Source organism: Alkaliphilus crotonatoxidans (assembly GCF_054658015.1).
The window spans coordinates 466,186-479,881 of the sequence record NZ_BAAHXS010000004.1 but is presented as its reverse complement, the minus strand read 5'-3'; the positions used below and the strand labels follow the sequence as shown (position 1 = coordinate 479,881).

Genomic DNA, 13,696 nt, shown 5'->3' with positions numbered 1-13,696 from the left:
TACATTATGCGAATAAATATTCAATTCATGTATAAAAATATAAAGAATATTAAAAAATAGCCACTTGATTTATGTATAAAACTTAGGTATACTATTTTTGAAATAGTAAAAACATTCAATCATGCCATTCAATTCTGAAAGGGGCTGGAGGGATTGGGACGCAAATCATTCATTAATGTAACCTCAGAAATCGGAAAACTAAAGGCTGTATTGCTCCATCGGCCAGGTAAGGAGCTGGAGCGGCTGACGCCTGAGTATCTTCATGAGCTGTTATTTGATGACATACCATGGCTAAAGGAAATGCAAAGGGAGCACGATTTGTTCGCCAAGGCCATGGAATCAAGGGGGTGCGATGTTTATTACTACGAAGATTTATTGACGGAATGTATCAGTGATGAAACGGTTAAAAAATCCTTTGTTCATGATGTGGTAAAAAATTGTAATATTGCCCATGAAGAACTTGAGCTGCTGATCATAGAATATATGTTATCTAAAAGCAATAGAGAAATTGTAGAAATATCGATCTCAGGTCTGCACAAAAAGGATGCTCCAGAGCTTAAATGGGAGTTTCATCTGGTAGATTATATTAAAGAGCATTATCCTTTTTATATAAATCCACTGCCCAATCTTTATTTTACCCGTGACCCCGGAGCGGTTGTCGGAAATGGTCTGGTCATCAATAAAATGAAGACCCCTGCCCGTGATAGAGAAACGATGTTTTTAGAGTATATCTATCAATATCATCCATTATTTGATAATCGATTGACCCCCCGCTGGTATGACTATAAGGAAACCTACAGCATTGAAGGGGGCGACATATTAGTTTTAAGTGACAAGGTACTGGCCATTGGCTGTAGTGAGCGGACCTCTGCCAGAGGAATAGAAATACTGACCCAAAGAATATTACAAAATACAGAGTTTGAAAGGGTCTTGGCGGTACAAATCCCCTTTACGAGGGCCTATATGCACCTTGATACGGTTTTTACCATGATCGATCATGACAAGTTTACCATATACCCAGGTGTCGAGGATCAATTGATTGCCTACGATCTTAGCCTGGGAAAAACAACCCCAAAGGTGACCTTAACCAAAAATCTGACAGAGGCCCTGAAGCGTGCTCTGAAACTCCCTGCGGTGGAACTGATACAAAGTGGTGGCGGTGACGAAATTACAGCTGCCAGGGAACAGTGGAACGACAGCACCAATACACTGGCCCTTGCGCCGGGAGTTGTGATTACTTATAATCGAAATGAGGCTTCCAATGAAACCCTTAGAAACCATGGAATAGAAGTAATTGAAATTGAAGGCTCTGAGCTGGTAAGGGGCCGGGGCGGGCCAAGATGTATGTCAATGCCCCTGGTAAGGGAAGTTTTATTGTAGCAGCCTTAAATAATAAGACAAAGGAGGAATCACGATGCCTGTCAATTTGAAGGGAAGAAGTCTATTGACCCTAAAGGATTTTACACCTCAGGAAATTCGATATCTGTTAGATTTGTCAAGGGATTTGAAGGCCAAAAAAAGAATGGGAATTAAGGGGAGTTTATTGGCTGGAAAGAACATTGTCCTGTTGTTTGAAAAAACCTCCACAAGAACAAGGTGTGCCTTTGAGGTAGCTGCCTTTGATGAAGGAGCCCAGGTTACCTTCCTGGGAGCCAACGATTCCCAAATTGGTAAAAAGGAATCATTGGAGGACACCGCCAGGGTGCTGGGAAGATTTTACGATGGCATTGAGTTTCGAGGCTTTAAGCAGGAAACCGTAGAGATTCTTGCCGCCCATTCCGGCGTACCGGTATGGAATGGATTAACAGACCTTTATCACCCAACCCAAATTTTAGCAGACCTGTTGACCATTACCGAGCACGTCAATAAGCCCCTTAACAAGGTGAAATTTGCCTATGTTGGTGACGCCAGAAACAATATGGGCAATTCTCTTATGATTGGGGCGGCTAAAATGGGAATGGATTTCAGAGCAGTGGCACCCAAGACCTTGTTCCCTGCCGAAGCCTTGGTTAAAGAGATGAAGGAGGTTGCCAAGGAAACCGGAGCAACCATTACCTTAACTGAAGATATTGGTCAGGGAGTGAAGGATGTCGATGTCATCTATACTGATGTATGGGTGTCTATGGGTGAGGAAGATCAATTTGAAGAAAGAATTCAGCAGCTAAAACCCTATCAGGTTAACATGGATATGATTAATTTGACAGGAAACCCGGATGTAATCTTTATGCACTGCCTGCCTTCTTTCCACGATTTAGAAACCAAGGTGGGCAAGGAAGTATTTGATCGTTTTGGCCTCAAGGAAATGGAAGTAACCGATGAGGTATTCAGAAGCAAGCACTCTGTCGTATTTGACGAGGCAGAAAATAGAATGCATACAATCAAGGCAGTCATGGTGGCGACCTTATAGGCAGCTGTACCAATCTAGGCCCTGAAAAGGGAAAAAGAAACAAAAGAGCAGCTAGATATGGAAGGATGCAAGGCGTAGTAGATAGTCTTCCATGTCTTTTTGCTATGCCCAAAATAAAGAAAATATCGATTTGACATGGCATCATAATTATATCAATACAATTCAAAAACGTTTTTAACCTCTAATCCTATCCTATGTAAAGGAGCGAGTGTAAAATGATACAGCGAAAAAGCAGAATTGTCCTGGCACTGGGAGGAAATGCATTACAGGCTGATCCCCAAAATACTGGGGCAGAAGCCCAGCTTAAAACCGCAAGGGAAACGGCAAAACCAATTGTTGACCTCATTGAAGAGGGCCATGAAGTAATATTGGCTCATGGAAATGGCCCTCAGGTGGGGCAAATTGTCGCCACCTATGAAGGGGCAAATCACCATGATCAAGGCTTTTCTGTTATGCCTTTTCCTGAATGTGGCGCCATGAGTCAGGGCTATATTGGTTATCATCTTCAACAGGCAATTGGCGAAGAGCTGATGAAGCGGAATATTAATAAATGTATCGCCAGTGTTGTCACCCAGGTGGTGGTTGATCCAGAGGACCCCGCCTTTAATCATCCCTCAAAGCCTGTGGGCTCCTTCTTTAACGAAGATGAGGCAAAGCGTTTGATTGAAGAAAAGGGGTATACCATGAAGGAAGATTCAGGCCGAGGCTGGCGCCGGGTTGTCCCCTCGCCCCTTCCCATAGATGTAATAGAGGCACCTGTGGTCAAATCCATGGTGGAAGCAGGTCATGTGGTAATCACCGTCGGTGGAGGCGGAGTGCCGGTATTGAGAAAGGGAAACCAGCTTCAAGGTGTGGCGGCCGTTATTGATAAGGATTTTGCCTCTGAAAAAATTGCAGAGCTTTTGGAAGCCGATTTACTGATTATCTTAACTGCAGTTGAAAGGGCCGCCATTTACTTTAATACCCCCCAGCAAAGGGATTTAGGCCAGGTGACTGTTAAAGAGATTAAGCAATATATTGAGGAGAATCATTTTGCCCCGGGTTCGATGCTTCCTAAAATAATGGCAGCTGTAAGGTTTGTAGAATCCAGGCCTGGTCGAAGGGCATTAATCACATCTCTTGAAAAGGCCAGAGAAGGTTTGATGGGGAAAACAGGAACCATAATTGTAGGAGAATAGTGGATTATAAGCTAAGGTGAGGAAAAACATCCTCACCTTTTCCATTAGCACTTTATACTAAAAGACTATTTTAATACGATCATACTTCTTCAGACCTAACTATATTTTATTTCTGAGTTTAATCAGATGAAGCATTACTGACGAAAATACCATTCACTACACCATCATAATGATTAATCTTAATTATTTTAATATTACTAAATATATCTTCGTCTATTTTGTCGGTATATGTGTATTTATATGCAATTCCCAAGCCTGTATCTTCGTCTTCTCCTACAAAAAAAACTTCTACGGATTTGTCTTCTGGTGGAATAACGACAATATATAGACCATCGCTACCCTTAATAGTAAAGCTGGAGTTTGAACTAATATTACCTTGAATTTCATCCTTTACAAATTGCGGTGACGCTTCATATGAAAGAACATCGAAGGAAACCTCATTGTAGTACCGATCATTGGTTAATTTAATCATAAGCATGATCATCAGTAAAACAATCAAGACACTGGTAGCAGTAAACATTTTCTTTTTCATATATTATTTCTCCTTATAAACATTATCCGTTTATCCTTTCAAATACAATTGTATAAAAAATATACTTAAATGTCAAATGTTAGAAAATCTACTGTTGAATAGTCTTTTCCAGGTACTTGTTTTTTTCCATTTATATTTAATCAGGATAAGGACTCAATCGATTCAGCTTTAAAAAAATATTGATGAATATCTTTCCTTTTCACTTCTTTTTTACTATACAGCATCATATATATTATAGAGCTTTAATTGGACGAACTCAGAGCCTATACAAACTTTATAACATAATTTATGATGAGCTAAATATTAATATAATAAGACTTTTTAATATCTGGAAGGAGGAAAGAAAATGCCTGTAGAGCTGCAGAAGGATATGTTTACTGTAGATCAAATTATTGGTCAAGAAACTGCCCAGGCCATCATAGAGGGAGATATCTTAGTGCCTGATATTAAGCCTGATATAACAAGAATTATCTCTGTTGATGGGGCAATGGAAGTAACCAAAAAGGAAGTACTGGAAAATAAAATTAATGTTGAGGGTGTCATCAAATTTAAAATTTTATACGTTTCAGACAGAGGAGAAGAGCCGCTATATAGCATAGATAGCAGTACCGTTTTCAAGTATGCCATTCCCATTGAAGGCATTACTTCAAAAATGAAGGCAGAGGTACAGGGCGACCTGGAGCACATTGAATACGTCATTAATAATGAGCGAAAGATCGGAGTTAAGGCAGTGGTTAATCTTTTTGGTACTGCCATAGAGGGTGTTCAACAGCAGGTAGCAAGGGAAGTAACGGGTCTAGAGGATATCCAGGTGTTGAGGGAGGAATTTCAGTACACAGAGGTGGCGGGCGAGGCCGTATCAGAAGCCCTGGTAAAGGATACCTTTGAGCTGGAGGACCAGGAGTCCCCAGTTAAGGAAATTCTGAAATGGAACGCTGTGGCAGTTGAGAAGGAAACGAAAATATCTGAGGATAAGGTAATTGCGGCAGGTACGTTATTGGTGGAACTATTGTACATTGCCGATGATGAAATGAACAGCTTAAATATTTTAAAGAAGGAAATCCCCTTTACACACTTTACTGAAATCGCCAACATCGACGATAGTATGAAATATAAGATTAAGCTCAGTGTTGAAGAGCTATATACCGATGTCAAGGAAACGCTCCAGGGGGAAAGAAAAATCATTGAGGTAGAAGCGGTAACAAAGTCGGCCGTTAAGGTACTGGATACCCGTACCAGGGAACTGATCGTTGACGCCTATTCTCCCAGTAAAAGCCTAAAGGTGGGTAAAAACCTGGTCAGCCTTAAGGAAAATATAGGGATGAACCGATCCCACGTCATGCTTCGTGAAGCCCTGGATGTACCGACTACCCAGCCAGAAATTGATCGCCTCTTTTCAGTACAGGTAAGGCCCTTGTTGACCGATTATCACATTGTAGATGAAAAAGCAGTAATAGAGGGTATATTAGAGGCTTCTGTAATTTATGTTTCCCAGGAGGATTTGCAGCCCCTCTATAGCTTTAAACAGGAGATTCCCTTCAGGCACTATGTTGATATGGTCGGACTCATTGAAGGAATGGAGGCTAATATTGACCTGCAGCTGGAGGAGGTAGATTATCATCTTCTCAATGGAACCCAGGTAGACATTAAGGTTACAGTGGGGGCAAGCTGCGAGGCCTATACCCATAAATATATTGAGGTAGTTCATTCCATTGAAGAGCTGGAGGAGTCCCAGGACCCGGCAAAGCGACCCAGCCTGACGGTATACTTTATGCAGCCTGGAGACACCCTGTGGCAGGTGGCTAAAAGGTATCAAACGACGGTGAAGCAAATTTTAGAAAGCAATCAATTAGTATCACCCGAGGATGTTACCACTGGAGATTACATTTTAATTGAAAAGGTTCACAATTTTAACTTTTAGAAGGCCGCTTTAAGCGGCCTTTCAAACTGTATAAGGGTGTACAGGCCGTTGGGTGGCTTTCCTTAGGAAGCACGGAAAACTCCAAAAAAATTGTAAAAGAAGCAAATCTTTTGCAGGAGAAGGGCGTCTTATTATATAATATATACAGTTAGGTATACATGAAGGAGAGAATAGGATGCAGCGGATACAATTAAAGTCTAGAGCTAAAATCAATTTGTCCCTTGATGTCTTGAGCAAACGGCCCGATGGATATCATGAGGTACAAATGATTATGCAGCAAATAGATTTATTCGATACGATCACCATTACTGAAAGAAAAGATAATGATATTACAGTTAGAAGCAATTGCGAGTATATACCTAAGGATTCGGGCAATATTGCTTATCAGGCGGCACAAATCCTTCGCAGACAATTTGAAATTCAACAGGGAGTTGATATCTATATTGAAAAAAATATCCCTGTGGCGGCGGGACTGGCAGGGGGCAGTTCAAATGCTGCCGCTGTTTTAAAGGGACTTAATCGACTGTGGAGGCTGGGTCTTACAACCGAGGATATGATGAAAATGGGGGTGAAAATTGGGGCAGATGTTCCTTTTTGTGTATTGGGAGGAGCTGCCTATGGAACAGGAATAGGTGAAGAATTAACGCCCATAGAGGGGCTTAAAAATCTGTGGATGGTCATCGCTAAGCCTGCAATATCTGTTTCAACAGCTGAAGTATATGGACAGCTGAATTTGTCTAAAATGAAAGATAGACCCGATACGATGATGTTATTAAATTTTATTGAATGTGGTGATGTAGTGGGCCTGGCAAAAAACATGAAAAATGTTCTGGAAACCGTCACCGAATCGAAATACCCAATCATAAAGGAAATTAAGAGTAAAATGATGGAGTACAATGCCCTGGGAAGCATGATGACAGGGAGTGGACCAACAGTCTTTGGCATTTATAAAAGCTTTGAGCGGGCAAAATCTGCCTATGAAAATCTTGCAATTATATATAAGCAAACATTTATGGTACAAAGCTATTGTAGGAGGAATGAGGATGAATAATTTACAAAATTTAAAAATTGAAGGATTTAAGCCCCTTAGGGAAATCGTTTTTGAAAATTTGAGGGAGGCTATTCTTGAGGGGAAGCTGGAGCCAGGCCAAAGAATGATGGAAATACAACTGGCTGAGCAGCTTGGAGTTAGCCGGACCCCTGTTCGAGAGGCCATTCGGAAGCTGGAATTAGAGGGGCTTGTCGTGATGATTCCCAGAAAGGGAGCCTATGTGGCTGATGTATCAATTAAGGATATTATGGAGGTATTGGAAATTAGAGTTGTCATTGAAGGTCTGGCCGCTTCCTTGGCAGCTGAAAGAATGACCGACGAGGAGCTTGATGAACTGGAAATGCTCTTTTATCAATTTAAGCAATGCTATCAAAAGGATGATATTGAGGGAATGATTCAAAAAGATGTAGAATTTCATGACAGAATTTTTACTTCGGCCCGGAATAATAAGCTTACCCAAATTTCTCAGGGGCTAAGTGAGCAAATCTACCGCTTCAGAGTAAACTACATTTCTGAATATAATAAGGCCAAGGCTTTGGTAGAGGAGCATCAAGCTATCTTAGAAGCACTGCATCAGCGGGATGCAGAAAAGGTATATGAATGTGCAACTAAGCACATAGAAAATGTTAGCAACCACATGATGGAATCTGTACTGCATATTAAAGAGTAATTATGTAGGAGGCAATCTAATGAATACTGTAATTTTAGCTGGAGGCAGCTGGGTCAATGAAGAAGAACCCAGTAAGGCGTTAGTAAAATTAAAAAACAGGCCTATGATTCATTATGTAATTGATGCGCTAAAGGCTGCCGATGAAGTTGATAAAATTATGGTTATTGGAAATGTTGATTCTCTGAAGCCCTTAATAGCCCATCAGGTAGATCTGCTGGTTCAGGATAGGGGTTCCATTATTGATAATGTTCTCGAGGCAGTTAAATATTTCATTGAAGATGAACATCTGTTAATTGCAACAGCCGATATTCCGCTGTTAAAGGCAACCAACGTAAGCGGATTCCTTAAGGCTGCCTTAAGGCAGCCGGTGGACATATTTTATCCGATTGTTGAAAAGGGACTTTGTGAAGGAATGTATCCTGATTTAAAGCGTACCTACGTGACTCTGAAGGAGGGAACCTTTACAGGGGGAAATTTATTTGTTGTTTCCCCCGGAGCCATAGAAAAAATTGAGAAAATGGCCAGGGCAGTTGTAAGACATCGTAAAGACCCGTTGAAAATGTGTAAGCTGCTGGGAATCAGGTTTGTTTTTAAATTACTGATGAAGCGTCTGTCTTTATGTGAATTAGAAGCATACCTTTACAATAAGTTTCATTTAAGGGGCAAGGCCTATATCAGTCATTCCCCCGAAATTTGTCACGATTTAGATCATCCCGAAGATAAGGTTAAAATTGAAAACTATTTGGTATAATCCGAGGTTATCATACCTTGGATTTTTTATAATCTACAGGAAAGTTCTCACTTAAATGGTGGTTGAATAATACCGGCATCCTAAAAAAACGGCAATCAAAATAGAAAGCTAGGTATTCAACAGACTAGTAATTAAATTAAAACAAATTTTCCAGATATAGCATTTAACAAAGTCATCCTTTGAATCTTCCAAAGAATGACTTTTTTTATTGGCAAATGGGCTATTTTCGATTTATTGCATATAAAGGCTTTAATTTGTAAAAATTATAAGAAGATTAAAAAAGAGGGTGATGGATTGGAGATATTTTCTTTATCTAATTTGCTAGAGAAAATAAGAACCGTTTATGATATTTATATCATTTTAATCGTGGTATTTGTCGGGTTGTTTTTGCTGTTAATCGATGCCCCCCAGCTGAGAAAGAAAGAATTCGACAAGGAGTATAAATTAGCCAAGTATATGGGATATATTTATTTAATTGGTGGAGTTTTAGGCTACGTTGCAGTTAGTATCTTTAGATAAGGAGACTAGAAAATGGGGTTTTGGAATAGACTATTTGGAAATAAAGAGGAAAAGGAATCAGCTGAAAAGCTGGTTCCCCATAGGGAGATTAATAAGAATTTAGATTTGATCAAGGCATTGCTTAAGGATTGCGATGATATTATTTATCGAGAATTGGAAGTCGGCCAGGACCATGGCCTTAAGGCTGCGCTGATTTATATTGACGGCATGTCTGATAAAATGCTGCTGAATGAGTTCGTTTTAAATAATCTGATGACCACAGTCAGAATGACTCCCCCCGAGGCAGAAGCAATTAAAGTTCACATGGCGAATCAACTAAAGAGCCAGGCCCTGGCTGTTAGTGAGATGAAAGAAGTCGAAACCATTGATGATGCCATTACGAACCTGTTAAGTGGAGAAGCACTCCTTTTACTGGATAATTATGATAAGATCATCATCATTGCAGCCAAGGGTTGGGCTGCCAGAAGCGTTACAGAGCCAGTAACGGAAGGGGTTATACGGGGGCCCAGGGACGGTTTTACCGAGACCCTTCGAGTCAACACAGCTCTGTTAAGAAGAAGAATTAGAGATACAAGACTAAAGGTAAAGGCAATGCAGGTGGGACTTCGGTCTAAAACCGACGTGGCGGTTTTTTATATAGAAGATATTGTAAATCAGAAGGTTCTGGATGAGGTATTAAACCGTTTGGAAAAAATTGACCTGGATTCCATCCTAGATAGCGGCTATATTGAGCAATTTATTGAAGATAGCTGGGCTTCTCCCTTTCCCCAGATCAGGAATACCGAAAGGCCCGATGTGGCCGCTGCATCCCTGTTAGAGGGAAAGGTTGTGCTTATTGTTGATAATAGTCCCTTTGCCCTGGTACTGCCGGCTAGTATTAATTCCATGCTTCAATCACCGGAGGATTATTATGAAAGATGGAATATTGCCACGGCGGTAAGGCTTTTAAGGTATTTTGCCGCTATTATATCCTTGCTGCTGCCGGCCCTCTACGTATCGGTAAGTACCTTCCATCCCCAAATGATTCCGTCTCAGTTGGCCCTGGCCCTTGCAGGCAGTCGCCAGGGGGTCCCCTTTCCCGCCATTGTAGAGGCCTTAATTATGGAAACCACCATAGAGCTTTTAAGGGAAGCTGGGGTCAGACTGCCGGGGCCCATTGGTGCCACCATTGGTATCGTTGGAGGGCTAGTCATTGGTCAGTCAGCGGTAGAGGCAGGAATTGTTTCCCCTTTGATGGTAATTGTTGTGGCCATTACAGCCATTGCCTCCTTTGCAGTACCCAGCTACAATCTTGCCATTGGCTTCAGATTACTAAGGTTTGCCTTCATTTTTTCAGCAGGCTTTCTGGGGCTGTATGGAGTAACCTTGAGTATGCTCATATTACTCATACATCTGTGTGGATTAAAAAGCTTTGGTATTCCCTACCTGTACCCCTACGTTACCTATATCGACAACATTGAAGATATGAAGGACACTTTTATCCGTTTTCCCTGGATTAGTATGAATGACAGGCCCCATACGGTCAACGAAAAACAGCGAAACCGCTTAGATGATAAAAGACCAGAGGATTTTGACAAAAAGGAGGAAGAATAATGTACCGTAACAACGATAAAATTTCTCCCTCCCAGCTAGGCAACATTATTATTTTAACTGTCGTGGGAACAGGTATTTTGACCTTGCCCAGGAGCCTGAGCGAGGCGGCCGGTACCAGTGGCTGGTTAATACTGGTGATTGGTGGTGCCATTACGACAGCTGTTGTCTACGGCCATGGGTACATCGTTAAAAAAATGCCGCTAACCAGCTATAGAGATATTATAGCCAGTAACCTGTCAAAGCCGGTGGCCTATATCTATATAACTTTTCTACTGATTTACCTGATTGTGTTAAATGGGTTTTTAACCAGAATTTTTGCAGAAGTAGTTAAAATGTTTCTGCTTTTTAATACACCTATCGAGGTTATTATTTTAAGTGTGTTGCTGGTAACGGTGTTCTTAGCTAGAAAGGGAATTGAGGTACTGGGGCGATTAGCAGAATTTTTACTGCCGATCATTCTGCTGCCCACCATTATTCTATTTTTACTGCTGCTTCAAGACAGCAGTATCAATAATCTGTTGCCGATATTAGATATCAGCTTTATGGAAATTGTTAAGGCGATTCCCCTGGTGCTATTCAGTTATCTGGGCTTTGACTTAATTTTAATATTTGGAGCCTATGTCGTTAAGCCCGAAAGAATACCGAAGGTAACAAGCAGAGCGATTATTATCATAACCATGTTTTATATTGGATTAAATACCACCACGTTGTTGGTTTTTGGTAATGAACAGACACAAAATCTTATTTGGCCAACCTTGAGCTTATTTAAAACCATTGAGCTGCCGGGTCTATTCATTGAAAATGTCGAGGCATTTGTAATGGCCATGTGGGTGTTTACAGTTTTTATGTCCATTGCGCCGGTATTTATGGGGAAGGTTATTATCCTAGAACAGCTTTTCAAAAGTAGAGAAAACAATTATTTTGCCCTTCCACTGGTACCCATTGTTTATTTTTTTTCATTGCTGGGAGAAAATCTGGGAGAGGCATATGCAATCCTTGACGTGTTTACCCAATATGCCTCCACCATTGTGGCTTTTGGCTTTCCCTTATTAATATTAATTAGCATATTAATCAGAAAACGGCTGAAAAAGGAGGGTTCCCATGATAATTAATAAAGGGCATACAAAAATATTGATTATTATAATCCTGTCGATGCTTTTAACAGGCTGTTGGGATAGTGTTGAAATAGATGAAAGAGCCTTTGTGATGGCCCTGGGGGTCGATCGTTTTGAGCCAGAGGACGATGATTCCCCCTTAAGTAAAGGTACAGGTGATGAAGGATTAGAAGCACTTATCCGTGGAGGTGAGAAAAACATTGAAACGACCTTTGTTTTTCCTAAACACACCTCCGCAATATCGGGTGAAATCGAAGCATTGAATGTCGTGATGAGCAGTGTAGGTGAATCGGTTTATATCAGTCGGCAGCAAATTGCCTCTAGGGCCGATGCCCTATTATTTTTAGGGCACCTTGAAACATTGCTGTTGGGTGAAGAATTTGTTAAAAACAAACAGCTATTTAAGGAATTTTTAGATGCAGGAGAAAAGGAGCCTATGCTAAGTCGACGGGCTGCTCTGGCAGTGGTAGAGGGCAAGGCCAAGGATGCCTTACAGGTGCAATCTAAACTGGAGCCCAATATTGGCGATCTTTTAGCAAATTTGTTGTCAGGAACTTCACGAACAGACCGGGCCCCCATGATGGATTTTGGTAAGATTCTTACCAGTCTAAGGGAAAATGGAAATGCGGTGATACCTAGAATTACCTATTCAGAGGATGAAATCAAGGTGGCAGGGGCAGCTGTGATGAAAGACATGAGCTTTGTAGGCTGGCTGGGAGAACTGGAATCCCTGGCAATCAACATATTACATAATCATGTGAAAAGCTACGGCTTGCATAGCTATGTAGGGGAGCAAATTGTTCCCTTTGATGTGACCAATTCCAATACAGATTTTAAAATGTTAATGGATCAGAATAAAATAAAAATGCAGGTCAATGTTGTGGCAGAAGCAGATGTTGAGCAATTTTATTTTAATGCTCAAGCAGATTTATTGGACCCCCGGTTTATTGAAGAAATTCAAAAAGAGGCAGGCAATACCATTAAGATTATGCTAGATCATACCATTAGCCAACTACAAAGTGAGCTTCAGGCAGATGTAATTGGTTTTGACGATTATATTAGAAAGCACTACCCTAAGCTTTGGCGAGAAATAGAAAAGGATTGGGATACGATCTTTCCAAATCTACAGGTGGAGGTTAACGTAGACTTAAAAATTAGAAGGGTAGGCTTATCTAGGTAGAGGAAATTTGCTGTGGGTCTGTATATTATTTCCCCGCCTTGTACATACTGTGAATAGAACAAACAAATGGAGAAGCAGGGGGAAACATTATGAATAAGAAAAAAATAATATTTATTGTCCTAATAGGGCTATTGGCTTTAGTGCTGTTACCAGAAGCAGGCCAGAGCGGGCAGCTTAATAAAGAAAGCCTGATACGCTTCCACGTACTGGCCAATAGCGATTCGCCGGCAGACCAAGCACTCAAGCTAAAGGTACGGGATCAAATTATGAAGGAAATGTCGGATTCCTTAAAAAATGTGAAAAGCATTGAGGAAAGCAGAGTAATTATTTCTAAGGAGCTGGATCATATTCAAGCCGTGGCCGCCCAAGTGGTGGCGGAAAATCAGGAAAATTATGCGGTAACAGTTGCTTTAGAAAAACAGACCTTTCCCACTAGAAAATATGGAAATCTCATTTTTCCTGCAGGAGATTATGAGGCCCTGCGAGTAATTATTGGTGAAGGTCAAGGGCAAAATTGGTGGTGTGTCATGTTCCCACCCCTTTGCTTCATTGATGTGAAAAGTGGCCTTGTAGATGAAAAAACAAAACAAGAGCTAAAGGCGGTACTCTCTGAAGATGAATACCAGTTGGTCTTATCAGGTATTAATGAAAGAGAATTGCCCCTTCAATTAAGGTCAAAGCTTTGGGATTTAATCGTAAAATCGAAAAATCAAATCAGCAGGCTGGCAGCCTTCTTCTAGCTAAAATGATAACGAACCTAAATTCCCCCTTCATGATAA

The 13,696-nt window shown here is 40.9% G+C and carries 13 protein-coding genes; 12 read left to right on the top strand and 1 reads right to left on the bottom strand.

Annotation, left to right across the window (positions count from 1 at the left end; all coding sequences use genetic code 11):
• Positions 1-153: 153 nt before the first annotated feature.
• The 3 genes from arcA to arcC all read left to right on the top strand — a co-directional run bounded on the left by arcA (position 154) and on the right by arcC (position 3,585).
• On the top strand, positions 154-1,380 hold the full coding sequence (gene arcA, locus ACYQ1I_RS04865) for an arginine deiminase (protein ID WP_459762924.1): 1,227 nt from the start codon (positions 154-156) through the stop codon (positions 1,378-1,380).
• 34 nt (positions 1,381-1,414) lie between these two features.
• The gene (gene argF, locus ACYQ1I_RS04860; RefSeq protein WP_459762922.1) at positions 1,415-2,407 is read left to right on the top strand and encodes an ornithine carbamoyltransferase; all 993 of its coding nucleotides are present in this window, start codon (positions 1,415-1,417) and stop codon (positions 2,405-2,407) included.
• A gap of 215 nt (positions 2,408-2,622) precedes the next feature.
• Positions 2,623-3,585, top strand: a complete 963-nt coding sequence (gene arcC, locus ACYQ1I_RS04855) for a carbamate kinase (RefSeq protein ID WP_459762920.1) — start codon at positions 2,623-2,625, stop codon at positions 3,583-3,585.
• A gap of 118 nt (positions 3,586-3,703) precedes the next feature.
• Here the strand turns inward: arcC and ACYQ1I_RS04850 are convergent, their stop codons facing one another.
• On the bottom strand, positions 3,704-4,117 hold the full coding sequence (locus ACYQ1I_RS04850) for a hypothetical protein (RefSeq protein ID WP_459762918.1): 414 nt from the start codon (positions 4,115-4,117) through the stop codon (positions 3,704-3,706).
• Between the two features lie 346 nt (positions 4,118-4,463).
• Here ACYQ1I_RS04850 and ACYQ1I_RS04845 point away from each other — a divergent pair, with 346 nt between their 5' ends.
• The 9 genes from ACYQ1I_RS04845 to spoIIR all read left to right on the top strand — a co-directional run bounded on the left by ACYQ1I_RS04845 (position 4,464) and on the right by spoIIR (position 13,657).
• Positions 4,464-6,038, top strand: coding sequence for a DUF3794 and LysM peptidoglycan-binding domain-containing protein (locus ACYQ1I_RS04845; RefSeq protein WP_459762916.1), 1,575 nt, complete (start codon positions 4,464-4,466; stop codon positions 6,036-6,038).
• Positions 6,039-6,213: 175 nt separating this feature from the next.
• Entirely contained in the window at positions 6,214-7,089 is an 876-nt protein-coding gene (ispE, locus tag ACYQ1I_RS04840; RefSeq protein WP_459762914.1) for a 4-(cytidine 5'-diphospho)-2-C-methyl-D-erythritol kinase, read from the top strand.
• Positions 7,082-7,759, top strand: a complete 678-nt coding sequence (locus ACYQ1I_RS04835) for a GntR family transcriptional regulator (RefSeq protein ID WP_459762912.1) — start codon at positions 7,082-7,084, stop codon at positions 7,757-7,759. Before ispE ends, ACYQ1I_RS04835 begins: the two co-directional genes overlap by 8 nt.
• 19 nt (positions 7,760-7,778) lie before the next feature.
• Complete coding sequence (locus ACYQ1I_RS04830) at positions 7,779-8,510, top strand: nucleotidyltransferase family protein (RefSeq protein ID WP_459762910.1); 732 nt, start codon at positions 7,779-7,781, stop codon at positions 8,508-8,510.
• A 294-nt stretch (positions 8,511-8,804) separates the two neighbouring features.
• The gene (locus ACYQ1I_RS04825) at positions 8,805-9,029 is read left to right on the top strand and encodes a CLC_0170 family protein (protein WP_459762908.1); all 225 of its coding nucleotides are present in this window, start codon (positions 8,805-8,807) and stop codon (positions 9,027-9,029) included.
• Between the two features lie 12 nt (positions 9,030-9,041).
• On the top strand, positions 9,042-10,622 hold the full coding sequence (locus tag ACYQ1I_RS04820; RefSeq protein ID WP_459762906.1) for a spore germination protein: 1,581 nt from the start codon (positions 9,042-9,044) through the stop codon (positions 10,620-10,622).
• The gene (locus ACYQ1I_RS04815) at positions 10,622-11,734 is read left to right on the top strand and encodes a GerAB/ArcD/ProY family transporter (RefSeq protein WP_459762904.1); all 1,113 of its coding nucleotides are present in this window, start codon (positions 10,622-10,624) and stop codon (positions 11,732-11,734) included. Before ACYQ1I_RS04820 ends, ACYQ1I_RS04815 begins: the two co-directional genes overlap by 1 nt.
• Positions 11,724-12,917: a Ger(x)C family spore germination protein gene (locus ACYQ1I_RS04810; protein ID WP_459762902.1), complete on the top strand. Its 1,194-nt coding sequence runs from the start codon at positions 11,724-11,726 to the stop codon at positions 12,915-12,917. Before ACYQ1I_RS04815 ends, ACYQ1I_RS04810 begins: the two co-directional genes overlap by 11 nt.
• A gap of 89 nt (positions 12,918-13,006) precedes the next feature.
• Positions 13,007-13,657: a stage II sporulation protein R gene (spoIIR, locus tag ACYQ1I_RS04805; protein ID WP_459762900.1), complete on the top strand. Its 651-nt coding sequence runs from the start codon at positions 13,007-13,009 to the stop codon at positions 13,655-13,657.
• The last annotated feature ends 39 nt before the right edge of the window (positions 13,658-13,696 follow it).

Excerpts from the sequence above, each read along its gene's own strand:
- argF (WP_459762922.1), top strand. The coding sequence starts at position 1,415 with ATGCCTGTCAATTTGAAGGGAAGAAGTCTATTGACCCTAAAGGATTTT.
- arcC (WP_459762920.1), top strand. The coding sequence starts at position 2,623 with ATGATACAGCGAAAAAGCAGAATTGTCCTGGCACTGGGAGGAAATGCA.
- ACYQ1I_RS04850 (WP_459762918.1), bottom strand. The coding sequence starts at position 4,117 with ATGAAAAAGAAAATGTTTACTGCTACCAGTGTCTTGATTGTTTTACTG.
- ACYQ1I_RS04845 (WP_459762916.1), top strand. The coding sequence starts at position 4,464 with ATGCCTGTAGAGCTGCAGAAGGATATGTTTACTGTAGATCAAATTATT.
- ispE (WP_459762914.1), top strand. The coding sequence starts at position 6,214 with ATGCAGCGGATACAATTAAAGTCTAGAGCTAAAATCAATTTGTCCCTT.
- ACYQ1I_RS04835 (WP_459762912.1), top strand. The coding sequence starts at position 7,082 with ATGAATAATTTACAAAATTTAAAAATTGAAGGATTTAAGCCCCTTAGG.
- ACYQ1I_RS04830 (WP_459762910.1), top strand. The coding sequence starts at position 7,779 with ATGAATACTGTAATTTTAGCTGGAGGCAGCTGGGTCAATGAAGAAGAA.
- ACYQ1I_RS04820 (WP_459762906.1), top strand. The coding sequence starts at position 9,042 with ATGGGGTTTTGGAATAGACTATTTGGAAATAAAGAGGAAAAGGAATCA.
- ACYQ1I_RS04815 (WP_459762904.1), top strand. The coding sequence starts at position 10,622 with ATGTACCGTAACAACGATAAAATTTCTCCCTCCCAGCTAGGCAACATT.
- ACYQ1I_RS04810 (WP_459762902.1), top strand. The coding sequence starts at position 11,724 with ATGATAATTAATAAAGGGCATACAAAAATATTGATTATTATAATCCTG.
- spoIIR (WP_459762900.1), top strand. The coding sequence starts at position 13,007 with ATGAATAAGAAAAAAATAATATTTATTGTCCTAATAGGGCTATTGGCT.